Genomic DNA, 24575 nt, shown 5'->3' with positions numbered 1-24575 from the left:
TAGCTAATGAAAAAGATCATATTTATAATTTGTTTTTGTTTTGTCTTTATTCTTAAAGGTTTTACACAGCAAGATCCTCAATATACGCAGTATATGTACAATCAAAATGTTGTAAATCCTGCTTATGTTACTAACGATTTAGGTGTTATTAATTTCGGAGTAATGCACAGAAGGCAATGGACTTCTGCTGTGGGTACGCCAAAAACTTATAACTTTTTTGTTCACGCTCCTTTAAGCAATAATATAGAAGCAGGTTTATCCATAGTTACCGATGATATAGGAGATGGTGTTTTAAAAGAAAATAACTTTTATGCTGATTTTGCTTACATGATTAACGTGAGTGAAGGTCATAAATTATCATTTGGTTTAAAAGCTGGATTTACTAGTTTCAATACAAATTTTAATGGATTTAGATTTCCTGATGAAGATATTACAACAGGATTTATTCCAAACGATTTAGCGTTTGAAAATCAAAATAAAACTTTCGTAAACTTTGGTGCCGGACTTTTTTATTTTACTGATAAATACTACATCGGTGCAGCAATTCCGAATCTTGTGAAAGGTGAACATTTTGAAGAAAATAACGGATTAAACAGTATTGGAGGTGAAGAAATTCACTTATTCGTAAATGGAGGTTATGTTTTTCACGTTAGTGATTTACTCAAATTAAAACCTTCCTTCATGGCTAAAGCTGTAAAAGGCTCTCCATTAGTTGTAGACACTGCTGTAAATGTTTTATTTGATGATAAATTTGAAGCTGGATTAGCATATCGTGTGAACGATGCTATTAGTGTCATGTTTAATATTCGTGTTTTAGATTCATTTCGTTTCGGATATGCTTTTGATTATACCACAACCAATCTAGGTAGTTTTAATTCTGGAACCCACGAATTTATGCTTCTTTTCGACTTTGATACTTTAGGCTTAAAGAAAGGTTACGATAAATCTCCAAGATTCTTTTAAAAGATTACTATGAAAAAAATAAGTTTCACACTGTTATTCCTCGCTGCTTTTACTTGCTTTTCTCAAAGTTCATCATTGAAAAGAGCTCATAAATATTTTAAAAGAACATTTTATACAGAAGCAATTTCTTTATATGAAAAAGCTTTAAAAGAGAGAGAAAGTTTTGAAGCCATAAAAAATTTAGCTGACGCCTATTATTATACTTATAATATGGAAAAAGCTACAGTGAATTATCGTTATCTGCTTAAAAATTATCGCAAACAAGTTGATGAAACATATTATCACAAATTTGCTAATTCGTTAAAAGCACTTGGTGAATATAAAAAGGCGAATAATGTTTTACTTAATTATTATAAGTCTATCGATAATTCAAAATACGAGCAATTACAAAAAGAAATTGAATACCTTGAAGATGTTGCCGCTTTGGGCAATCGTTTTTCTATTGAAAACTTGGGTATAAATACTCCTGATTCTGAATTTGGTGCAATACAAAAAGGAGATACCATTCTATTTGCAGCTCCAAGAAAAGAAATGTACGCCAAACGATTTGGTTGGAACGGACAAAATTATTTAGATATTTATCAAGTTTCTAACAATGAAATTTATTTAGGCGACAGCATTGCAAAACCTTTTTCAGATAAAATCAACTCTAAGTTACATGAGTCAAACATCATTTTCACTAAAGATGGGAAAACAGCATATTTCACAAGGAATAATTTTCAAAAAGGAAAAAGAAAAACTGATGATAAAAAAGTAACCCACGTTCAATTATACAAAGCTGAACTTATTGAAGGTGAATGGCAAAATATTACTTCCCTCCCATTCAATTCAAACACATATTCTACTGAACATCCAGCTTTAAGTCCAGATGAAAAAACACTGTATTTTGCTTCTGACATGCCAAACGGATTTGGTGGTTTTGATTTATACCGAGTTGCTATTGATTATGATGGAAGTTTTGGAAAACCACAAAATTTAGGTCCGACGATAAACACTCCAAAAAAAGAGCAATTTCCTTTTATTAGTGAAGACAACAAGTTGTATTTCTCTTCAAACGGTCATCCTGGATTTGGTTCTTTAGATGTTTTTGTCAGTACTATTTCAACAGATAATTTCTCTAAACCAGACAATATTGGTTTTCCAGTAAATTCTGGATACGATGATTTTTCTTTCAACATAAACACCAACAGTAAAGAAGGTTTTTTCGCTTCAAACAGAAAAGGTGGAAAAGGAAGTGACGACATTTATAAAATCATTGAAAAGAAACCTTTAAAAATAGAATCATGCTCTCAATTTATTTCTGGTTTTATTACAGATGAAGATTCGGGAGAAATTCTTAATGATGTTGACATTGTTTTGTTAGATGTCAATCAAAAAGAAATTGGTAGAATTGTAACATCAAACAGTGAAAAATTTAGGTTTAAAGTAAATTGTCAAACAAAATATACTATTAAAGCTTCAAAAGTTGGTTACACAAAAAATCAGAAAACATTAGCTTTAAAGAAGGTTAGAAATAAAGATAACGATGCTTCAATGACCTTGAAGTCTCTTATCATCTTAGAAAGAGAAAAAAGAGATGCATTAGCTTTAAAATTGAAAGAAGAGGAAATTTTAAAACGAAAAAATACTGAAAAACTAGAACTAGAAAAAGAAAAAAGAGCTAATGAAATTGTAGAAAATGAAAAGGATATTGAAAAACAAAAAGATAGAATCGTAATTAAAACCGACGAGATAAGTTTCGATTATAATTTATGGTATTTACGAAGAGACAGTAAAAAAGCTATCGATCGTGTAATCAATTTGATGAAAAAATATCCTGATATGATCGTTGAAGTTGGTACGCATTCAGATATCAGAGGAAATAATCGATATAACTTAGAACTATCGCAGAAAAGAGCAACTGCCGTTCGTATGTATTTCTTAGAAAGCGGAATCGAACCTGATCGTATTTCAGCAATTGGTTATGGAGAAACTCAACCGCTTGTAAAGTGTAAATCTGAAGAATCTTGTACAGAAGAGCAGCATGAAATTAACCGTAGATGTGAGTTTATTGTGAAGAAAATTCTATAATTTTTTCTACCAATTAGAAAATTTGGTATAGCTATTGATTTTAGTGTAATACTAAACGAAAAGATATGTTAACTTGTACTTTCTATGAGTTTACTTATTTAAACTTTAGTATATTGAACCTATGCGAGTACTTTGTTATAAAGTATTAAAAATGATACCATGAAAAATAAATCGATTGCAATACTAATGCTTACTCTTTTCTCTACAATACTTCACGCTCAAAATGATTTTGAAAAGCTTTGGAAAGAAGTTCATCACTTTGAATTACTTAACCAACCTAAATCTGCTTTAAAAATTGTAGATCGTATTTACGAGAAAGCAAATCAAAAGAAAAATTCTCCTCAAATTATAAAGACATTACTTTATAAAAGTAAGTTCTCTATGATTTTAGAAGAAGAATCGCAATTAAAAGTTATACAACAATTTAAAGCGCATATTCAAAAAAATACTGCTCCGACTAAAAATGTATTGCAAAATATTTTAGCCAACATGTATTGGCAATATTTTCAAAGTAACAGATGGAAATTTTACCAAAGAACTAAAACAAATGCAAAAGTTGATTCAAACGATTTTAGAACTTGGGATTTAGAAACTCTATTTGCTGAAATTCATTTTGAATTTCAAAACTCTTTAGCTTCAACTACCACATTACAAAAGATTCCGTTAGAAGAATTCAGTGTTCTTTTAAAACCTGAAATTGAATCTAAAAAATATCGCCCTACGCTTTATGATTTCTTAGCGCATAACGCGTTAAACTTTTATAAAACTGATGAAACCAGAATTACAAAACCATCTTATCAATTTAAAATAGATAACAAACAGCTATTGTATGAAGCGAAACAATTTGCTGCTTTAAACTTAACTACTAAAGACACATTATCGTTACAGTTTAATGCTTTAAAAATTTATAAGAACTTAATTCAGTTTCATCTAAATAACAAAAACTTTAATGCTTTAGTTGATTCAGATTTACAGCGTTTAGATTTTGTTAGAAGTAAAGCCACATTTTTGGATAAAGACAAACTGTTTTTAGAGACTTTAATAGCTTCAGAAAAGATATTTAGCAATCATGAAGCTTCTAGTTTATATGGATTCGAGATCGCTAATTACTACCATAACTTAGCAAACGCATATTCTAATTCGAAAGGTAAAAACAAAAAATATAGATTTAAAAACAAAGAAGCTTTAGCTATTTGTAATCGTATTATTAAAAAATTCCCGAAAAGTTATGCTGCTCAAAAAAGTAAGTTATTACAAGAAAAAATTAACGAGCAATCAATAGAAATTACTGCTGAACAATATGTTCCTATAAACAAGTACTCAAGAGTACTTATTAATTACAAGAACGTAGATCAACTTTACTTTTCAGTATATAAAATTGATTTCAAGAAATTAGAAGAAATAAGAAAAGCTTATCCTCTTAAAAAACGAATTGAATTAATTCAAAAACTAACTAAAGTAAGCTCTTGGCAACATAAGCTTCCTAACGAATTTGATTATTTAAATCATACCAACGAAGCCATACTTCCTAAACTAAAACAAGGAAGTTATTTTATTGTCGCTTCAGAAAAAAACACTTTGCAAGAAGATACTGCTTTTGGATATACAGGAATTCAAATTTCTAACCTTACTTTAGTTACTAGAAATGCTGATGGTGGCAATATTTATCAAGTATTAGATCGTAATACAGGAAAACCTATTTCTAAAGCATTAATTAATTTCAGAAATGAAAATACAAGGTATAACAGACATGTTAATGTTTCTTTTTATACTGATGAGAAAGGTGAAGTTAAGTACAATGCAAATGGATATCACAGCAACGTTATAGCTACTATTACTTCTAAAAATGATAAAATTTTAATTGAAAACTTATATTTAAGAGAACGTTACAAGAATAGCAGAAGTACTCGTAAGCAAACAGAGACATTTATTTTTACAGACAGAAGTATTTACAGACCTGGACAAACAATATATTTTAAAACTATTTCTCTTGAAAAAGAAAATGATAATTCGAGTATACTTACCAATTCAAAAATAGCCGTAACACTTAAAGATGTAAATAATCAAACAGTAAAAGAACTGACTTTAAAAACAAATGATTTCGGATCTACAGCTGGAGAATTTATCTTACCAAACACAGGTTTAACTGGAAGCTTTCAAATCGTTACTATGATTAATGGAAGAAGAAGTTATGAAAACATTTCTGTTGAAGAATATAAGCGTCCTAAATTTGAAACTAATTTTAAACCCGTAAGCGAATCTTTTAAACTGAACGACAGTGTAACTGTTACCGGTACTGCTAAAGCTTATGCTGGCTCAAATATTACAGATGCAAAAGTTGTGTATCGTGTTCATAGAAAAGTTCAATTTCCTCGTTGGTATTATTGGTATCGACCTTCTTTTGCGTATGCTGAACCTCAAGAAATAGCAAACGGAGAAATTTTAACTAATGACAAAGGAGAGTTTACAATAACATTTAAAGCTTTACCAGATGAAAGTGTTTCTAAAGATCAACTTCCTGTTTTTAATTATGAAATTTCTGCAGATGTTACTGATCTGAATGGAGAAACTAGAAGTGCTACAACAATTGTAAACGTTGGTTATCATAGCTTAATTGCTAATATAGATATTGATGACGTTTTAAATAAAGCAGACAAGAAACATATCTTAACAATTAACACTAAAAATTTAAACGATGAATTTATTCCTGCTGAAGGAGAAATTAAAATCTATAAACTAAAAGCACCTAAATATCCTTTAAGAAATCGACCTTGGCCTAGTCCAGATTTTCAAACAATTTCTAAAACTGAATTTGAAGAAAAATTCCCACACGATCCATATAAAAATGAAGATAATCGTAATTACTGGGAAAAAGGTAAAAGCGTATTTACTACAAAATTTAATACCGAAAAATCGAAAGAAGTTGTTTTAACAGGAATTAAAAAGTGGACTTCTGGAAGCTATATTATAGAGCTTACTTCAAAAGATAAATTCGGACAAACAGTTACCGATAAGAAATACATTAGTGTATCTTCAATTAAAGATAAATATCCAGAAGACAATAAATTATTTCAAATTAAAACAGATAAGACTTCTTATAAAGATGGTGATGTTGCTAAAGTAACTGTAAGCACAAACTCTAAAGATGTTACAGTAATGTTGTTCGTTGAAAAGAACTATAAAACCGTAAATTCTTACTACTTAAAACTTAACAGAAACAGTAAAACAATAGAAATTCCTGTTACTAAAGACGATCTTGGCGGATTTGGTATTCAGTATCATTTTGTGAATTACAACGATTTTAAAAATGGAAATCTTGTTTTAGATGTTCCTTATCCAAAAACAGATCTTGAAATTATCACAAAAACATTTAGAGATAAACTGCAACCTGGAGCAAATGAAACTTGGAGTTTTACTATTAAAGGAAGTCAAAAAGATAAAGTTACTGCAGAACTTTTAGCTGGAATGTACGATGCTTCTCTAGATCAGTTTAGAAATCATGAATGGGATTTCTATCCAGTTTACAAACCAAGATATCACAATAATGGTTCAAGTAGTGCTAGAAGTTTTAAAACCACGCGTTTCATTTTTAACAAACGAAATCGCAACTATTATAATCCACCAACAATTAAATACGACCGATTCAATTGGTTCGGATTTAATTTCAATAATAGTAAATGGGAAAATACTAGATACTTAAATACATTAAGAGCCGGACCTATATTATCTACATCTGGCACTTTTACTGGTAAAGTTTCAGGAGTTATTTCTGATATTTCTGGACCATTACCTGGAGTTAATGTACAAGTTTTAGGTAGTTCTAAAGGAGTAGAAACTGATTTTGATGGAAAATTTTCTATCGATGTAAAAAAAGGAGATATTCTTGTATTTAGTTTTGTCGGCATGAGAACAAGAGAAATACAAGTAACTAATTTCTCTAACATTATTTTACGTTTGGAAGATGATGCTGTTTTAGAAGAAGTAGTTGTAGCAGGTGTAGCTTCTCCTGCTCCTATGAAAAGAAAAACAAGAGGAAGAAGCGAAAAATTACTTGCTAAACCTGAAGCCGCAGAAGCTGAATCTTTCGGTTTTCTGGGAAGAGAAGATAGCACAGAAGAAAATTCCGATGGATGGGCACCTAAAAACTCTCAAGATGAATATGGTGAAGAAAACAAAAAACCATTATCTAATATAGAAGCACGTAAAAATTTACAAGAAACCGCATTTTTCTACCCACAATTGGTAACAGACAAAGATGGAAATGTTTCTTTTAATTTTACAATCCCTGAGGCTTTAACAAAATGGAAATTACAATTATTAGCGCATTCTAAAAATTTACATACTGCTACAGAAACTCTAGAAACAGTAACTCAGAAAGAGTTAATGGTAATACCAAATACACCTCGTTTTTTAAGAGAGAAAGATCAAATTACTGTAAGTGCGAAAATTAGTAATTTAACAGATAAAGAGCTGCAAGGAACAAGTCAGTTATTAATAACAGACCCTATTACAGGAAAAGCTATTGATACTGATTTAAACAACTTAGAAACACAAAAAAGCTTTACCGTAGATGCAGAAGGAAATACCAATGTTTCGTGGGACTTAACAATTCCAGAAACAATTCAAGCAGTTAGTTTTAAAATTGTTGCGCAAGCAGGAAACTTTAGTGATGGAGAACAAAATGTACTTCCCGTACTTTCGAATCGTATGTTGGTTACTGAAACATTACCGATGTGGGTTCGAGGAAATCAAACAAAGACATTCACACTTAATAAGCTAAAAAATAATACTTCTACTACGCTTAAACATCATCAATTAACATTAGAGGTAACTTCAAATCCAGTTTGGCAAGCTGTGCAAGCACTTCCATACTTAATGGAATATCCTTATGAATGTTCAGAGCAAACATTTTCACGTTATTATGCAAATACTTTAGCGAGTTATATTGCCAATAGTAATCCGAAAATTAAAGCTGTATTTAATCAATGGAAAAGTAGTGAAGCATTAATCAGTAATCTTGAAAAAAATCAAGAATTAAAATCTATTATCATTCAAGAAACTCCTTGGTTACGTGATGCCCAATCAGAATCAGAACAAAAAAAGCGTATTGCTTTATTATTTGATTTGAATAAAATGCAAGCGGAGCAAACAAACGCCATTCGAAAGCTTCAGTATATGCAAATGGATAACGGAGGATTTCCTTGGTTTAAAGGAGGACGATATGCTAATATTGGAATTACAAATCATATCGTAACTGGTTTTGGTCATTTACAAAAGTTAGGAATAAAAATTAATGACCATACTGCTGAAAACATTATTGGAGACGCTATTCAGTTTTTAGATTATGAATATGAAAATAAATATGAAAAGTTACTAGAACGAGCAAAACGAGTAAAAGCTTTAGACGGTAAAAGAGCTTATGATAAATATTTAGCAGAGTCTCATATCAGTTATTATGATCTTCAATATTTATACATGAGAAGTTTCTTTGATGAAATTAAAATTCAAAAATCGACTCAAAAAGCAATTGACTATTACACTCAACAAGCTGCTAAATATTGGAATGATTTCAACTTGTACGGTAAAGGATTAAATGCTTTAATTCAATTTAGAACGAACAACAAATCTAAAGCCAACTTAATTTTAAAATCTTTAGAAGAAAATAGTATTACTTCTGAAGAATTTGGAATGTATTGGAAAGAAAATAAAAGTGGATGGTATTGGCATCAAGCTCCGATAGCAACACAAAGTTTATTAATTGAAACGTTTGCTGAAATTAAGAATGATGAAAAAACTATCGATAACCTTAAAATTTGGCTACTTAAAAACAAACAAGTAAGCGAGTGGAAAACAACAAAAGCGACAACAAATGCTATCTATGCTTTACTTTTTAAAGGAACAAATTGGTTAGCTTCTAACGAATTAGTTACTGTAAAAGTTGGTAAAGAAATTATAGATCCGACTAAATTAGAAAATACAAAAATTGAAGCTGGTACAGGTTATTTTAAAACCAATTGGAAAAACAAAGAAGTTACTTCTGATAAAGCTACAGTCACTTTAACAAAAAACAATAAAGGTATCGCTTGGGGCGGATTGTATTGGCAATATTTTGAAGATTTAGATAAAATTTCTCATGCAAAAACACCATTACAATTAACTAAAAAACTATTCAAAAAGGTAAATTCAGACAGAGGTAAAAAACTAATTGATATTACTGATAACAATTTACAAGTGGGAGATTTAGTTACTGTACGTATTGAATTAAAAGTAGATAGAGATATGGAGTTTATTCATATGAAAGATATGCGCGCTTCTGCTTTCGAACCAACTAATGTATTATCGAAATACAAATGGCAAGATGGCTTAGGTTATTATGAAAGTACTACAGACGCAGCTACAAATTTCTTTTTCGATCGTTTACCAAAAGGAGTTTATGTTTTTGAATACGATATTCGAGTAAATAATAAAGGTGATTTTAGTAACGGAATTACCACAATACAAAACATGTATGCTCCTGAATTTTCTAGTCATTCTAAAGGAATACGTGTGAAAATTAAATAATCGTTATGCGAATACTTAAAAAAACAAAAGGACTTATTTTTTATGCTTTGTTGTTGATGGGATTAAACTCTTTCTCACAAAGCATAAATTTAAAGTCTTTAAAATGGAAAAACAGAGTTGTTTTAATCGTAACCAACAATACAAATGACGCAGTATACCATAAACAATTATCTGAATTTATAGATAATCCTAAAGCTTTTGAAGAGCGAAAATTAAAAGTTTTTGATATTCAAAAAAATAGAGCTCGAGAAATAACTTACACAAATGGTAAAACTATTATTGGGTCTTGGTTCGTAAATGATGCTTTATACAAAAAATATTCTTCGAGAAAAACGGACTTTAAAGTCTTATTAATTGGCTTAGATGGAGGCATTAAAAAAACTGTGAAGCAAAAGGTTTTTACAAAGGAATTACTTTTAACTCTTATTGATGGAATGCCAATGCGCAGATCTGAACTAAGAAAAAATTAATTCGATTGATTATCAATTCATAAAAAATGCAACAAATACAACAAGTTACTTTTAAACAAAAAAAGGTTGATCATTTTTATTTTGATTTTGTTGATTTAAATGATGTTATAGAATTGAAACCTGTAGATCATAATCAGTTTGACCATCATAAAGTTTCTTTTTATGTGATCTTTTTAATTACTGAAGGCAATGGAACTCACAGTATAAACTACCAAAATTATTCGTATCAAAAAGGTTCTATTTTTATCTTAAGAAAAAACAACATTCATAAATTTCATAAATCAGAAGCTAAAGGCAATATTCTGGTTTTTACCGAAGATTTTATTATCAAATACTCTGATAAATTTGAAACACTAAAACTTTTCCAGCTTTTTAATGAAATGTTAAGTATTCCAAAAATCCAATTAAATAATGAGGATTTTGAAGAGATTTACAATATTGTAGTACAAATTCAAACAGAATTTTCTCGTGATAACGATTCTTATTCTATTGCCATTATTAGAAGCTTGGTACAAGTTTTAATATTAAAACTACTTCGTATTAAGTCAAAAAACAATAAGAATTTCAATAATCAACATTATCATTTAAACTTCATCAAATTACAAGAACTCATTGAAAAAGAATGCTTTGAAAGCAAAAAAGTTTCTTATTATGCTGACAAAATGGGAGTTACTTCAAAAACTTTAAATAATATTACACAAAGTATTATTGGTAAACCTGTTAAATCTTTTATTGATGAGATTTTAATTTTACAAATTAAGCGTCTCATTATCAACTCTCAACTTTCTTTAACTGAAATTGCATATCATGTCGGTTTCGACTCTTCTACAAACTTTTTTAAATTCTTCAGAAAAAGAACACAACTTTCCCCAAAAGAATTCAAAGCTTTAAACAAATAACAACTTTCTCATTTTTACCCTAAAAATATCTTTTTTTACCTCAATACAATGTAAGCTCAATATACTTTTGTGATAACTTAATACTAAACCAATTTATCATGAAAAGATTGATTTCTCTTTGTAGTATGCTATACTTAACTTTTCTTATTACTGGATGTAATGCTCAAAAGAATAATTCTAGTGAGGTTACTAAAAACAAAGAAGCGATTTCTGTTTTTTACCAAAAAGCATTAACTGTTAATAAAGAAACGCAACCAACAACTGTTCTTACTCCGTTAATGGCTGAAAATTATACTTCTTCTAACTCTAGTGGAGCAAAAGGAGCAAAAGAATTAATGGGACAATTAGAGTTCTTTTGGAAATTAATTCCTGATTTAAAATGGGATGTGCAACAAGTTATAAATAACGGTGATCAATACGTGGTTAGAAGTATTGCTACTGGAACTCCAAACGGAAACTTTATGGGATTACAAACCGATGGTTCTAAATCATTTAAAATTATGACTATTGACGTTCATACCATGAAAGATGGAAAGTTTGTAAATACTAATCATATTGAAGATTGGACAACTGCAATGCAACAATTAAAACCTAAAAATGGTGCTTCTGATGAAACCATGAAAGTTGCTATGGAATTTATGGGAGCCATGGGTAAAGGAGATATGAAAAAAATGATGGACTTAATGCATGACGATATGGTTTGACATAACGAAGGTGATAAAAGTTTGCCATGGATTGGACCGTGGAAAGGTAAAAAAACAATCTTAGAGAAATTCTTACCTAGTTTTGGTTCTAACTTTAAAACTATAAAATGGGAACCAAGCGATGCTTTATCTAAAGATAATACTGCTGCTTTTTTCGGTAAAATGATTGGTAAACTTACCAAATCCAATAAAAAAACAGAAGAATTCACATATGCTTTACGTGTAAAAGTTAAAGACGGAAAAGTAATTCTTTGGAACTGGTTCGAAGATAGTTATGCGGTATCAAAAGCATATCATAACAAGTAATTTTTTAGTAGTATATATAAGCTGTATTAACTTTGGGTCTTATTGTTAATACATAAAACCTCAATTCTTAATTTGAATTGAGGTTTATTTTTTTTGAATTCTGCAAATGTGGAATCAATAATAAAAGCTAACTTTAAATCATTGTATTGATTTGTTCCTTCGGAACACATCTTTTTATCAAAAATTGATCAATGAATAAGCTTTTCTATTTACTAGTATTTTTCTTATGTATTTCTGTTCAAACTTTTGCTCAGAAAAAATTACGTAAAATTTCTACGATTTATGATCATATTTGGCATCCTGAAGTTGAAGGCGAATATGTTGTAGACAATGTTTTCCTTTATAAAAATGGAAAATTCGATACTATTAATTTTAATGTCCCGAATTTAAGTAAATCAAACCCTTATGGAGCTGACGAGATTAAAGCTCGATTGTTCTCAAAAACGGTAAATGGACGCTTTCTGAGAAAAAAATCTATAAATAAATTTGTAGTTACTAAAGATTCAAAAAATAGAATCATCACATTAAAAGATAGCTTTCCTAAAAAAATTGTTAATCGAGTTTCTTCTGATCTATTTGCTCGATTAATGACATCTGAGAAGGCTCTGGATAGTTTAGAAGCTGTAAACCATAAAAAGAGGAAAGAAAATCCTCAGTTCACAACCGATCTATATTCATTTGATTATTTAAATGATAGTCAATTTAAATATACATTTTCTTCTACAGACAATATTGGTAAAAGAGATGACCCTTATCGTAGTTTTATTTCATCTTTCGACAGTATTAATCAATTTAGCTTTGATGTAAAAACTGAAAATAAACGCATAAAAGAAATTAAAATAGATCCTACTTATCTAAAAGATAAATTTTATCGAGCTCCTAAAGATTCTATTTCTTTAAAGTTGATTTTCGATTATAAGAATGATAATGTTACTAAAGTGACTTTTGAATTTATTCCTAAAATCACAATAGGTATGAAAGAAGAATATAAGTTTTTCAGATTCCCTACAGACTCTATTTACTCTAATTTTAAAAATAATGTTCTTTCACATTTCAATAGCAAAAAGCGATTCACCGAAATGGAATATTACGAAGTATTAGCGGAAAACAAGTTTCCTGTTGAGTTTCAATATGACATGCCTTATAAAACAGCTAAAGAATTTGCTTACTATTTAAGTACAAAAGACGAGACTTTAAAATATCCAAAAATCACATATACATTTACTTATGAATATGATAAATATTTAAACCCTGAGAAAAATTTACTGAAAGATATTTATAATAGTGAGGAGTTTGATTTAATGCATTTTACAAATAATGCTATGATGCTTTTCCACACATTGTATGATTTTAATAGTAGACTAGATCGATTTGTATATCAACTAAAGAGTAATTATAATGCGCCTAGTTCATTTCACATGTTACACAACTATGTTAAGAATCTATCAACTAATAATGTAAAAAATATTTATGGCGAATTTAGCATAGCGTCGCCAACGCTATTCAATCACAGAAGACTTGGTAAACCTTATTCTTTAGAAGGAAAAAAACTGTTTTATACATTTGAACATACTTACACAAACAATACATTGTATAAAACTAAAGGTTACAGATATTGTGATAATTTGAATGGCTTCATGGAAAAGAGTTTTTCACATCTCTATTCTTTTAAGAAGAACTTTAATCCGAAAGCGCATATTTTCACTTACAGATATCATTATTAGATTAATTACTTACCTGTAAACGAATCAAATGCACTAATTCTTCGTTACTTAAAGTACTTTCTTTTTTAAAATATTCTTCTGATTTAATTAACTCAAGTATTATTTGTTTATCGACACTTTTAAAATTCAACTTTTTGACTAACACGGCATTGGTGATCATAATCTATAATTTTTGGGGATTAATATTATTCGACTATATAAATTTATAAATTATAAGACTGAAATATAGGAATTATAGATGAATGGTCGTAAAACTCAGTTAATATTAACACTATGTTATGTTAAACTAATGCAAAACCAACAAAAACAAATAAAAAATTGTCTTTCAATACGTTAATTAAGATAAATATGCTCTAGAATATTGCTCATTCCGTATTATACTTCGATTAAGAAACAATACTAGTAAAGGAACCAAACCATGTGGTAATCTGTAGATAACTTGATATAAATTTTGATGAATGGATTGTATAGGAAAATCAATATAAAAATTCGCTACAATTCTTGCCAAAGCAGTTAACAATCCCCAAGCTACAGCGTAGATTAATGCATAAGTATCAACCTTAGGAATAAAAATTAAAACCGCTAAAACAAAATCTAAAATACCTGCTACATACAAGAAAGTAATCGCAAAAGACTCTGAAACACCCATGATATTAATTACCATGTCTACAAATTTTCCAGGAACAGGATAAGCACCAAAAGCATAAAGTCCGTGTGAAAAGAAAGTAATAGCGATTAAAACCTTTAATGTGAAAATTAACCTATCTAAGTTGAAACTATCTTTCAAAGTATATAAGAGCACAAATGGTAAACCGAACTGAATACTATGCTCGAAAAATTGAGCGAAATGATAAAACTTCTCTTTAGTTAATAATAATGTCAAGATTATTAAACTTAATCCTCCCAAATAGATAGGAATCTTAAAAACTTTCTTATTCTTTTTAGTGATCAGCAAACTACTTACAGCAGCAATACAGTATAAAATACCTTTACTTATAATTAAAGATTGTACAAATACATCTGTATTTGGACTTGTCGCATAAGTTGTCCATGAAACACCAAACCAATTTTCCACAATAGGTTTTAAAAGTGATTCATCCCAGAAAAAAGTTCGATAAGGAGCGTCCCAAAACAAGTGTTGCCAGGCTCTACCGATGAAAATAAAAAAAACAGATAATTTTAGGAGGTTAGGTTTATTCATAAAGTCAAATTACGTGTAAAGAAGGTTAATTATTAAAAACAAAGACGTTAAATTTACTTGAAATAAAAGTTATGTATTTTAATTTTAAATTAAGAATTAAAATTGAAAGTAAAATAGTTTTCAACTTTTTTACTTTCGCCACAGCTTAACCAATTAACCCCTACTTCATCATGAAAAAACTTCTTTTTTTAGCGATCCTTTTTTGTATTGGATTTAACGCTAACGCCAACAACGATAAGTATCGTTTAACATTAAGAGGAAATCCTGCAACTTCAATAGTAATAGGATGGAATCAAACTTCTGGTAGTAATCCAAGAGTATATTTTGGAACTACAGATTTCGGAACTAACTACAGCAGCTACCCAAATTCAGCAGCTCCTAGTAGAACTTCATCTTACAAAGGAATGAACAATAATTTTGTAAGATTAACTGGATTAACGCCTAACACAGCTTACTACTTTGTTATTAGAGATAGTCAAGGAACAAGTCGTAGATTATGGTTTAAAACTGCACCATCAGATAACAGTAGATTATCTTTTATTGCTGGTGGAGACTCTAGAAACAACAGAACTCCTAGAAGAAATGCTAACTTATTAGTATCTAAATTAAAACCTCACGCTGTATTATTCGGTGGAGATATGACAGATGACGATACAAATAGTCAATGGCAAACTTGGTTTAACGATTGGCAATTAACTATTGCTTCAGACGGAAGAATGTTCCCAATTATTGCAGCTAGAGGTAATCATGAAGATAGCAATAATAGTATTTATAATCTTTTCGACACGCCTTCTTCTAGTGTTTATTATGCAATTACTTTTGGAAATAATTTAGTAAGAACCTACACTTTAAATACTGAAATTTCTATTTCAGGAAATCAAACAAGTTGGTTACGTAGTGATTTGGCTAACAATTCAAGTACAAAGTGGAAAATTGCTCAATATCATAAACCTATGCGTCCTCACGTTCGTTTCAAATCAGAAGGAAATAGTCAGTACAGCAATTGGGCTCGTACTTTTTATGATAACAAAGTACAATTAGTTGTTGAATGTGATGCGCACACTGTAAAAACCACTTGGCCAGTAAGACCTTCTACAAGTTCTGGTAGCGATGAAGGTTTTGTAAGAGATAATACTAACGGAACTGTTTATGTTGGTGAAGGTTGTTGGGGTGCTCCATTACGTTCTAATGATGACAATAAAGATTGGACTCGTAATTCTGGAAGATTCAATCAATTTAAATGGATATTCGTTGATGAAAATAAAATTGAAACAAGAACAATTCGTGTAGACAATGCTTCTAATGTTGGATCTGTTTCAAATAGTAATCCTTTTCAAATTCCTTCTAATTTAGATGTTTGGAGTCCTTCTAATGGTAGTGTAGTAACTATCAATAGAAATACTTCTGGCGGAGGTGGTTCAGATAACGATAACAAAACTATTGAAGTTGCGATTGCTTCTGGTAATGATGATGTTGAAGAAAGTGAAGATGGTTCTATGTACATTAATAGTAGCGATTTAGAATTAGTATACGATAGTCACAACAACAATGGTTACCAAAAAATAGGTTTGCGTTTTACAAATGTAAATCTTCCTAAAAATGCAACTATTACAAGTGCTTATTTACAATTCAATGCAGATGAAAGTAATAGTGCTAGTGCAGAACTTGAAATTAGCTTACACGATAGTAGTAACTCTGCTGCTTTCTCAAATTCTAATAATGTTTCTGCTAGAAATACATTTAGCGCTAAAACAGTTTGGACTCCAAGTTCTTGGTCTAGCGGACAAAATGGAAGTGCGCAACGTTCTCCTAACTTAAAGAATATGGTTCAAAGTTTAGTGAATAAAAGTGGATGGACTTCTGGAAACAATCTCAGTTTTATCATTAAAGGTAGAGGAACAAGTTTAACAAGCACTTCTGCTAAACGTGTTGCAGATTCTTACGAAGGTGGATCTGGAAAAGCTGCTCGTTTAATTGTTTCTTATACTACTGGTGGAGATACTACTAATCCAGATATTTGTGCTGGTATTGCTGAATGGAGAAGCGGAGTGAGCTATTCAGCTGGGGATAAAGTTGTTTATCAAGGTAACTTATTTTTACGTACTTCTGCTAACGATTGGGAATTCTTAGGAGCTTGCGGAACTACTGTTAATAGATCTTCTGAGCAAAATACAATCAACCACCCTCCTATTTTCTCTGCTGAAAATTTTGAAGTTAGTCCAAATCCTTTTGTAAATAACATTATTATTTCTACAAAAAAGATGTACTTTCGCGCGCCAATTGAAATCACTTTATTTGACATGAATGGTAAAGTTGTATTTCAAAAGAAACAAGTAATTGACGATAATGTAAGCCAAAAAATTACTCCGAATGTAAAAGCAACAGGAGTTTACATTTTACATGTTAAAGAAGGCAATGAAATTATCTACAAAAAGAAACTTATTAAAAAATAGATAAACACATCAAGAAAAACCGGGAGAATTTTTTTTGATCTTTATTCCGCTAGTTCTTTTAGAATTAGCGGTTTTTTTATTTTTAATATATTTGATTGGAATAAATATTCCAAAAAATTATACATTTGTAACATGACAAAAAAAGATAGTATTGTAAAAGCCGCTTTAAGTTTACTTTCAAAAAACGGTATTCATGCCACTCCAATGTCTGCAATCGCTAAAGAGGCAGGTACTGGAATGGGAACTATCTATAATTATTTTCCAAATAAAGAGATTTTAATTAATCATATTTATCAATTTGTAAAATCTCAAGAACAAGATATTTTTAAGCCTTTTATTCCTGAAGAAAATATTAAAAGTCAGTTTTTCACATATTATATACTCGCCACAGAATTTTTCACTCAAAACATTGAGTATTTTCAGTTTATGGAGCAATTACACGCTTCCCCTATTATTACTGAAGAAAGTCGAAAATTTGGTCAAGATGCAGCTAAAGAAGTCCATAATTTGATTGAATCAGGAAAAGCAAACGGAATTATTAAAAATATACCGACCCAAGAATTACTTCAATTTATTGGAGGTTCTTTACTATCAACAATACGTTGGAATGTTCAACAGAATAATCCTAACTATGTTGAAAGTCAGCTCAACTTAGTTTGGGATGCTATAAAAGCATAAAAAAATTTAATTTAAAATTGGAATGAATATTCTATCCAAAAAAAACAAACACTCATGAAAAAAAACATTTTAATTACAGGAACATCAACCGGAGTTGGTTTTGAAGCTGCATTATTATTTGCTGAAAATAACTTTAAAGTTTATGCAACAATGCGTAACTTGAATAAAAGTGACTCTTTACAAAAAGAAATTAAAGTTCGAAATTTATCCATAGAAATACTTGAATTAGATGTAACTAAAAACGATTCTATAATAAACACTGTTCAAACTATTATCAATAAAGATGGTAAACTTGATATTCTGCTAAATAACGCTGGTGCTGGTTTTGCTAAAACTTTAGAACATGCTTCACAAGACGAGATAGATTGGGTTACCGATGTTAATTATACTGGAGTAATTCGTACATCTAAAGCTGTTATTCCTCAAATGAGAAAACAACAAAGCGGACATATTATTAATATTACTTCTATTGGCGGTTTAGTTGGTCAACCTTTTAATGAATTATATTGTGGAGCTAAATTTGCTGTTGAAGGCTTTACTGAAGCTTTGGCTAGTTATTTAACTCCTGCATTTGGTATTCAATTTTCTTTAGTTGAACCTGGAGGAATTACAACAGAATTTATGTCTAATGCTGTAGAAAAAACTCAAAATGAACAAGGTGAACTAGCTACAGGTGATTATGCTCCTATTTTTCAAAAATATATAAGTGGAGCGCAAAATAGAGCTGGTGATGGAGAAGCATCTCCTTATCAAACTGGAAAAGAAGTTGCTGAAGTTGTTTTAAAAGTAGCCTTATCTGAAAATCCACCAATTCGTATTCGTACTTCTGAATGGGCAGAAAAATTAGGGCATTTAAAAACTGTAGGAGATCCTGACGGAACAAAATTGGTAAATCAAGTACAATCTTTTTTCTTGTAAAATGAATATTTTATATTGGATTAGCACTGCATTAATTTCTGTTTTCCTTTTACTTAGTTCATACAGTTATATTTTTAGTAGTACTACTATTGAAGGTATAAAATCTCTTGGATTTCCAGATTTTTTCAGAATACAATTAGCTGTTTTAAAGACTATAGCTGCTTTTGGACTTATAATTCCTAATCTACCAATATTCCTTAAAGAATGGAGTTACGTAGGAACCGGATTATTCTTAATCACAGCATTCGTTGCTCACATAGCCCATCGAGATTCAATATTTATAAGTCTATTACTTCTGATATTATTTTTAGTATTGACTTTATCATATATGTCTTTTCACAAGATACTTTATATCTAATTTTTCAATAAAAAAACCTCAGTTTTTACACTGAGGTTTTACTATAATAAGCTAAGAAGCTAAATAAATGAACAAGCTTTTAATTTAATTTCTAAAACATTAATTAGCTCTATGTTTGAGCCATAATCTTGTCAACTCTTGTTTATAAAATTCGATATCTTCATCTTCAAGAATATCGGTAACTATGGTAATACTTTCTAAAACATCTTCTACAAACTCAGTTTTTGGTGCTTCTAAATAATTATAGTAATAATTGTTATGATATAAACTATATGTAGTTTCTTCCACAAATAATGTCAAAAAAGTGGATTTATTCTCTGAAATATAATCTGTTAATCCTTCTTCTAAAAAAATTTCAAATTGTTCTTTTCCATGCTGACCACTACAACTCATAAGTCTACCAACAGCTAGCTTACATGTTTCCTTTTTCCATTTATAGCTTGTAATAATAGTACTAATATCTCCCCATTGAGACACTTCATGGTCTAGATCACAAGTTCGGAGAAAATCAATATAAGTATCAATGTATCTAATATCTTTTTCTACAAAATTTAATATCGCTCCATTTCCTAAAGGTGTTTCACTGTCTTCCCATATTCTGTTATTATATCTTCCTTTTGCTGCTGTATTAATATAAGATATGGTTTCATCAAAAAGTTCTTCATGCTTTACTACTTCTTGAAACAATGCATATTCTCCCTCAATTACTTGCATTACCATTTCGTCATTATATACTATTTTTAATATATAATTGAATTCATAAAGTTCATCATTTTCTTTGAATGACAATAAAGTTGCATTAATTGAAGATAAAATTGTTTTTAAATCTTCAACTACTAAATCTTTATTCTGATTTGCCTTAACAATTGTTATCTCTTCTGAATGAGAAGAATCTCCCTCACCTAAACAATTGACTTTTATAAAATAACTCATGAATTGACGTAGATTATATTTAATGCTACAATAATAAATCAGAGTAATTTAGTTTGCTACCCTGTTTTCAGTGAAATATGATTTTGATGATAAAAGTTGCCAACTATAATCACCTCATAATCAAAACTTAATTTAAAACTGTGTTAATAATTTCAATTTCTTATTTTAATTTTTTCAAAATTTATCGGCGAATAAAAAAAAAAACTATATTTGATTTACCCATGGTAAAATAAAATGTTAAGTTTTACTTGTTTCGTAAACAACTTTTTAAGGAAGATAAAAGGTTGTTTAGTGTTTGGGAAACACAACGAAAAAATTAAGGTTTCTTCCGAACTTATTTTAAACATACTTCAAAATCTTCGTTTACGAGGTGTGTATTTAGAGCTTATAGTTTAGTTACGCAATTTCAATTTTGGTTATATCAAATCAAGCTATTAGATAGCTAAAGGGTTTGTTGTCTATAATTTTAATTGAAATTAAATGAATACTAAATATAAAGATTTAATTGAACAAACTTTTGACTTTCCTCAAGAGGAATTTCATACAAAACATGAAGAATTATTTTTTCATGACATTAATCTAATGGAGTTAATTAAACAATATGGAACTCCATTAAAATTCACGTATCTACCTAAAATCTCAGAGAATATTATTAAAGCTCAAAAATGGTTTAATAATGCTATTGAAAAACTTAATTATAAGGGTAGTTATAATTATTCGTATTGCACCAAAAGCTCACATTTTCGATATGTTTTAGAAGAAGCTTTGTTAAATGATATTCATATAGAAACTTCATCTGCTTTTGATATCGACATTGTTAAATCACTAAAAAAACAAGGAAAACTAAAAGATAGTGCCTTTGTTTTATGTAATGGCTTTAAAAGGGATCAATACATAGCTAATATTGTTAACCTTATCGAAGGAGGTCATAAAAACTGTATTCCTATCATTGATAATTATGAAGAATTGAATCTACTTTTAGATGAAACAAAAAGTAAATTAAATATAGGAATTAGAATAGCTTCTGAAGAAGAACCTAAATTCGAATTTTATACGAGTCGTCTAGGTATTGGTTATAAAAACATTGTTTCTTTTTATGAAAAAAAAATAGCTAACAACCCTCAAGTAGCCTTAAAAATGCTTCACTTTTTCATAAATACAGGAATAAAAGACAATTCATATTACTGGAATGAATTATTGAAATGTTTAAAAGTATATACACAATTAAAAAAAGTATGTCCCTCACTAAACAGTTTAAATATTGGTGGAGGTTTTCCTATTAAGAATTCATTAGCTTTTGAGTACGATTACCAATATATGATTGAAGAAATTGTCAATCAAATTAAAACTGCTTGTGATGAAGAAGGTGTTGATACTCCTAACATTTTTACAGAATTTGGAAGCTTTACTGTTGGAGAAAGTGGTGGAGCATTGTATGAAGTTTTATATCAAAAAAAACAAAATGATAGAGAAAAATGGAATATGATAAACTCCTCTTTCATTACAACTTTACCTGATAGTTGGGCAATTAACAAACGTTTTATAATGCTTCCTGTAAATAAATGGAACCATAATTATGAGCGCGTTTTACTGGGAGGTCTTACATGTGATAGTGATGATTATTATAATTCTGAACAACATGTAAATGCTATTTATTTACCTGAATACGAAAAAAACAATCCCTTATACATTGGTTTTTTTAACACAGGTGCCTATCAAGAATCTATTGGTGGATTTGGTGGTTTACAGCACTGTTTAATTCCACACCCAAAACATATTTTGATAACTAAAAATCAAAACGGAGAAATTATAACTCAATTATTTAAAGAACAACAAAAAAGTACAGAATTACTATCAATTTTAGGATATGAAAACGAATAGAACTTACGCTGGTATTCCTGAAAAATATGGAAAATTAGAAACTTCAAAAATAGTTTTAATACCTGTTCCTTACGACGGAACTAGTACATGGCAAAAAGGAGCTGATAGAGGCCCTGAAGCTTTTTTACAAGCTTCTGAAAATATGGAATTATACGACATCGAAACCAATAGTGAAGTATATAAAGAAGGAATTTATTTAACTGACCCCATATTAGAAAATTCTTCTCCAGAAACTATGGTTGAGGAAGTACACCAAATCACGAAAAAATATATAAATAAAAACAAATTTGTTACTCTTTTCGGAGGTGAACATTCAATTTCAATTGGTTCAATAAGAGCCTTTAATGAATGTTTTAATAATTTAACTGTATTGCATATAGATGCACATGCAGATTTACGCAAAGAATATGAAGGTAGTTCTTGTAATCATGCCTGTGCTGTTTACGAAGCAAATCAAAATACAAATTTAGTTCAAGTTGGAATACGCAGTATGGATATTTCTGAAACACGAGTAATGAATAGAGATAAAGTCTTTTTTGCTCATGAAATGGCTATCAATGAATACTGGATGGATGATGTTTTAGAGCAACTTACTGGAAATATTTTTATCACTTTTGATTTAGATGCTATAGATCCTTCAATTATGCCAAGCACTGGAACTCCTGAACCTGGAGGTTTATTTTGGTATGAAACTTTAGAATTTCTTCGTAAAGTATTTGAAGAAAAAAATGTGGTAGGGTTTGATATTGTAGAACTCTGCCCTAATGAGAAAGAGAAATCTTCTGATTTTTTAGCTGCTAAATTATACTACAAAATGCTGAGTTATAAATTCAAATCTACTGAAGAAGTAGAAGAAGAGAATTTTAACGAAAAAAATGACAACCAATCACCTTTTAACAAACTAACTAAATTTAAAGATAATGATGAATACTAATACACATCCGGTATCTGAATTCATAGAAAAATACTTTCTTCATTTCAATGCTGCAGCTCTAGTTGATGCAGCAAAAGCTTATGAAAAACAGTTAGAGGATGGATCTAAAATGTTAGTCTCGTTAGCTGGAGCTATGAGTACAGCTGAATTAGGTAAAATCTTTGCAGAAATTATTCGTCAAGATAAAGTTCATATCATCTCTTGTACTGGTGCCAACCTTGAAGAAGACATTATGAATTTAGTTGCTCATTCGCATTATAAACGTGTTCCTAATTATAGAGATTTAACACCACAAGATGAATGGGATTTATTGTTAAAAGGTTTAAATCGTGTAACTGATACTTGTATTCCAGAAGAGGAGGCCTTTAGAAGATTACAAAAGCATATTTTCAAAATATGGAAAGAAGCAGAAGAAGAAGGTGAACGATATTTTCCTCACGAATTCATGTACAAACTTTTACTATCAGGAGTTTTAGAAGAACATTATGAAATAGATATTAAAGATTCATGGATGTATGCAGCTGCTCAAAAAAATTTACCAATGGTAGTTCCTGGTTGGGAAGATTCAACTATGGGAAACATTTTTGCTTCATATGTGGTTAAAGGTGAACTTAAAGCTTCTACAATGAAATCTGGTATTGAATACATGACATTTTTAGCTGATTGGTATACAGAAAATTCTAAAAATGGAATAGGATTTTTTCAAATAGGTGGTGGAATAGCAGGTGATTTTCCTATTTGCGTAGTACCAATGCTTTATCAAGACTTAGAACGAGAAGACACACCTTTCTGGAGTTATTTCTGTCAAATTTCAGATTCAACAACAAGTTATGGTTCTTATTCTGGAGCTGTTCCTAATGAAAAAATTACTTGGGGAAAACTAGATATCGATACTCCTAAATTTATTATTGAAAGTGACGCTACAATTGTGGCACCATTAATATTTGCTTATTTATTAAAAATGTAATTCTTATGAAACGAATAATAGTTGATTACGAAAAATTAACAGCGAATATATTAGACTTGTTAATAGAAAAGTATCCTGACGGATATAATTACGATGATATTATTTCTTTTCAAAATTCGAAAGGAGAAACCATTAGTGCTGTAGAAGTAAGAACTGATGATACTATTTATTTAGTAAAAATTAGTAGAAAGCTTGAAAAAACTATGGATGATTACATGGAAGATGAAAATTCTTTTGATGAAAATAATCTTGACGATTATACAGACAACAATTTCTAATTTAAAACTTTAATTATGAATTATTACAGAGCAGAAAGTAGCATGATTGTTACTGGTGTATACGCTGGTTACAAAAACGGTGATTATACTTTTGTACTAGAGGATAATGATATTATTGATTTTGATGAAATTAATAAAATGATTCTTGTAGAATTCGATTTAAAATCAGATAAATGTAAAGGACGAAAATTTGAAATCATTTATACAGAAATTATAGATGATCTTGATGATGAAGATTTCGTTGTACTAAAACTTGAAGATTTAAAATTAATATAAC

At 29.6% G+C, this 24575-nt stretch carries 20 protein-coding genes; 17 read left to right on the top strand and 3 right to left on the bottom strand.

The features are described from left to right. Positions 1–6 precede the first annotated feature (6 nt). From Q1A15_RS13525 to Q1A15_RS13490, 8 genes are all read left to right on the top strand, one after another. Entirely contained in the window at positions 7–963 is a 957-nt protein-coding gene (locus tag Q1A15_RS13525) for a type IX secretion system membrane protein PorP/SprF (protein ID WP_299624789.1), read from the top strand. Positions 964–972: 9 nt separating this feature from the next. Then, positions 973–3033 (top strand): OmpA family protein, encoded by a 2061-nt coding sequence (locus Q1A15_RS13520; RefSeq protein WP_299624786.1) that lies wholly within the window; start codon positions 973–975, stop codon positions 3031–3033. Positions 3034–3192: 159 nt separating this feature from the next. Further along, the gene (locus Q1A15_RS13515) at positions 3193–9594 is read left to right on the top strand and encodes an alpha-2-macroglobulin family protein (RefSeq protein WP_299624783.1); all 6402 of its coding nucleotides are present in this window, start codon (positions 3193–3195) and stop codon (positions 9592–9594) included. A gap of 5 nt (positions 9595–9599) precedes the next feature. Beyond that, positions 9600–10064 carry a DUF4174 domain-containing protein gene (locus tag Q1A15_RS13510; protein WP_299624780.1) on the top strand — a complete coding sequence of 155 codons (465 nt, stop codon included), beginning with the start codon at positions 9600–9602 and terminating at the stop codon, positions 10062–10064. A gap of 26 nt (positions 10065–10090) precedes the next feature. After that, a complete protein-coding gene (locus tag Q1A15_RS13505) occupies positions 10091–10963 on the top strand; it encodes a helix-turn-helix domain-containing protein (protein ID WP_299624777.1) in 873 nt (290 codons plus the stop codon). A 98-nt stretch (positions 10964–11061) separates the two neighbouring features. Beyond that, the gene (locus tag Q1A15_RS13500) at positions 11062–11667 is read left to right on the top strand and encodes an ester cyclase (RefSeq protein WP_299624774.1); all 606 of its coding nucleotides are present in this window, start codon (positions 11062–11064) and stop codon (positions 11665–11667) included. A gap of 21 nt (positions 11668–11688) precedes the next feature. Further along, entirely contained in the window at positions 11689–11973 is a 285-nt protein-coding gene (locus Q1A15_RS13495) for a hypothetical protein (RefSeq protein ID WP_299624771.1), read from the top strand. Between the two features lie 191 nt (positions 11974–12164). Then, positions 12165–13697 (top strand): hypothetical protein, encoded by a 1533-nt coding sequence (locus Q1A15_RS13490; protein WP_299624768.1) that lies wholly within the window; start codon positions 12165–12167, stop codon positions 13695–13697. 1 nt (position 13698) lies between these two features. On the opposite strand, the gene Q1A15_RS13485 is transcribed toward Q1A15_RS13490, so the two are convergent. Further along, the gene (locus Q1A15_RS13485; RefSeq protein ID WP_299624766.1) at positions 13699–13857 is read right to left on the bottom strand and encodes a hypothetical protein; all 159 of its coding nucleotides are present in this window, start codon (positions 13855–13857) and stop codon (positions 13699–13701) included. 177 nt (positions 13858–14034) lie between these two features. Continuing rightward, positions 14035–14898 (bottom strand): hypothetical protein, encoded by an 864-nt coding sequence (locus Q1A15_RS13480; protein ID WP_299624764.1) that lies wholly within the window; start codon positions 14896–14898, stop codon positions 14035–14037. 170 nt (positions 14899–15068) lie between these two features. On the opposite strand from Q1A15_RS13480, the gene Q1A15_RS13475 reads away from it, so the two are divergent. From Q1A15_RS13475 to Q1A15_RS13460, 4 genes are all read left to right on the top strand, one after another. Beyond that, entirely contained in the window at positions 15069–17351 is a 2283-nt protein-coding gene (locus Q1A15_RS13475) for a fibronectin type III domain-containing protein (protein WP_299624762.1), read from the top strand. 132 nt (positions 17352–17483) lie between these two features. Continuing rightward, on the top strand, positions 17484–18029 hold the full coding sequence (locus Q1A15_RS13470) for a TetR/AcrR family transcriptional regulator (protein ID WP_299624760.1): 546 nt from the start codon (positions 17484–17486) through the stop codon (positions 18027–18029). Between the two features lie 54 nt (positions 18030–18083). Then, positions 18084–18947 carry an SDR family oxidoreductase gene (locus Q1A15_RS13465; protein WP_299624758.1) on the top strand — a complete coding sequence of 288 codons (864 nt, stop codon included), beginning with the start codon at positions 18084–18086 and terminating at the stop codon, positions 18945–18947. Position 18948: 1 nt separating this feature from the next. Next, a complete protein-coding gene (locus tag Q1A15_RS13460) occupies positions 18949–19305 on the top strand; it encodes a DoxX family protein (protein ID WP_299624756.1) in 357 nt (118 codons plus the stop codon). Between the two features lie 99 nt (positions 19306–19404). Here the strand turns inward: Q1A15_RS13460 and Q1A15_RS13455 are convergent, their stop codons facing one another. Further along, positions 19405–20238 (bottom strand): hypothetical protein, encoded by an 834-nt coding sequence (locus Q1A15_RS13455; protein WP_299624754.1) that lies wholly within the window; start codon positions 20236–20238, stop codon positions 19405–19407. 480 nt (positions 20239–20718) lie between these two features. Between Q1A15_RS13455 and Q1A15_RS13450 the strand changes: the two genes are divergently transcribed. From Q1A15_RS13450 to Q1A15_RS13430, 5 genes are read left to right on the top strand one after another with little or no spacing between them, the layout of a single operon-like run. Next, complete coding sequence (locus Q1A15_RS13450) at positions 20719–22119, top strand: arginine decarboxylase (RefSeq protein ID WP_299624752.1); 1401 nt, start codon at positions 20719–20721, stop codon at positions 22117–22119. Next, positions 22106–23053, top strand: a complete 948-nt coding sequence (speB, locus tag Q1A15_RS13445) for an agmatinase (protein ID WP_299624750.1) — start codon at positions 22106–22108, stop codon at positions 23051–23053. Before Q1A15_RS13450 ends, speB begins: the two co-directional genes overlap by 14 nt. Then, entirely contained in the window at positions 23040–24020 is a 981-nt protein-coding gene (locus Q1A15_RS13440; protein ID WP_299624748.1) for a deoxyhypusine synthase family protein, read from the top strand. The genes speB and Q1A15_RS13440 overlap by 14 nt, the downstream gene beginning before the upstream one ends. Positions 24021–24025: 5 nt before the next feature. Beyond that, positions 24026–24298, top strand: coding sequence for a hypothetical protein (locus Q1A15_RS13435; protein WP_299624746.1), 273 nt, complete (start codon positions 24026–24028; stop codon positions 24296–24298). Positions 24299–24313: 15 nt separating this feature from the next. Next, a complete protein-coding gene (locus tag Q1A15_RS13430; RefSeq protein WP_299624744.1) occupies positions 24314–24574 on the top strand; it encodes a hypothetical protein in 261 nt (86 codons plus the stop codon). The last annotated feature ends 1 nt before the right edge of the window (position 24575 follow it).

Origin of the sequence: uncultured Tenacibaculum sp. (assembly GCF_947495995.1) — a bacterium.
In the GTDB taxonomy this organism is placed as follows: Bacteria; Bacteroidota; Bacteroidia; order Flavobacteriales; family Flavobacteriaceae; genus Polaribacter.
The sequence above is the reverse complement of the archived record's forward strand: the minus strand, read 5'-3'. Positions and strand labels throughout refer to the sequence as shown.

Bases quoted from the DNA above. Each gene is read 5' to 3' on its own strand.
- Q1A15_RS13525 (WP_299624789.1), top strand. From the start codon at position 7: ATGAAAAAGATCATATTTATAATTTGTTTTTGTTTTGTCTTTATTCTT.
- Q1A15_RS13520 (WP_299624786.1), top strand. From the start codon at position 973: ATGAAAAAAATAAGTTTCACACTGTTATTCCTCGCTGCTTTTACTTGC.
- Q1A15_RS13515 (WP_299624783.1), top strand. From the start codon at position 3,193: ATGAAAAATAAATCGATTGCAATACTAATGCTTACTCTTTTCTCTACA.
- Q1A15_RS13510 (WP_299624780.1), top strand. From the start codon at position 9,600: ATGCGAATACTTAAAAAAACAAAAGGACTTATTTTTTATGCTTTGTTG.
- Q1A15_RS13505 (WP_299624777.1), top strand. From the start codon at position 10,091: ATGCAACAAATACAACAAGTTACTTTTAAACAAAAAAAGGTTGATCAT.
- Q1A15_RS13500 (WP_299624774.1), top strand. From the start codon at position 11,062: ATGAAAAGATTGATTTCTCTTTGTAGTATGCTATACTTAACTTTTCTT.
- Q1A15_RS13490 (WP_299624768.1), top strand. From the start codon at position 12,165: ATGAATAAGCTTTTCTATTTACTAGTATTTTTCTTATGTATTTCTGTT.
- Q1A15_RS13485 (WP_299624766.1), bottom strand. From the start codon at position 13,857: ATGATCACCAATGCCGTGTTAGTCAAAAAGTTGAATTTTAAAAGTGTC.
- Q1A15_RS13480 (WP_299624764.1), bottom strand. From the start codon at position 14,898: ATGAATAAACCTAACCTCCTAAAATTATCTGTTTTTTTTATTTTCATC.
- Q1A15_RS13475 (WP_299624762.1), top strand. From the start codon at position 15,069: ATGAAAAAACTTCTTTTTTTAGCGATCCTTTTTTGTATTGGATTTAAC.
- Q1A15_RS13470 (WP_299624760.1), top strand. From the start codon at position 17,484: ATGACAAAAAAAGATAGTATTGTAAAAGCCGCTTTAAGTTTACTTTCA.
- Q1A15_RS13465 (WP_299624758.1), top strand. From the start codon at position 18,084: ATGAAAAAAAACATTTTAATTACAGGAACATCAACCGGAGTTGGTTTT.
- Q1A15_RS13460 (WP_299624756.1), top strand. From the start codon at position 18,949: ATGAATATTTTATATTGGATTAGCACTGCATTAATTTCTGTTTTCCTT.
- Q1A15_RS13455 (WP_299624754.1), bottom strand. From the start codon at position 20,238: ATGAGTTATTTTATAAAAGTCAATTGTTTAGGTGAGGGAGATTCTTCT.
- Q1A15_RS13450 (WP_299624752.1), top strand. From the start codon at position 20,719: ATGAATACTAAATATAAAGATTTAATTGAACAAACTTTTGACTTTCCT.
- speB (WP_299624750.1), top strand. From the start codon at position 22,106: ATGAAAACGAATAGAACTTACGCTGGTATTCCTGAAAAATATGGAAAA.
- Q1A15_RS13440 (WP_299624748.1), top strand. From the start codon at position 23,040: ATGATGAATACTAATACACATCCGGTATCTGAATTCATAGAAAAATAC.
- Q1A15_RS13435 (WP_299624746.1), top strand. From the start codon at position 24,026: ATGAAACGAATAATAGTTGATTACGAAAAATTAACAGCGAATATATTA.
- Q1A15_RS13430 (WP_299624744.1), top strand. From the start codon at position 24,314: ATGAATTATTACAGAGCAGAAAGTAGCATGATTGTTACTGGTGTATAC.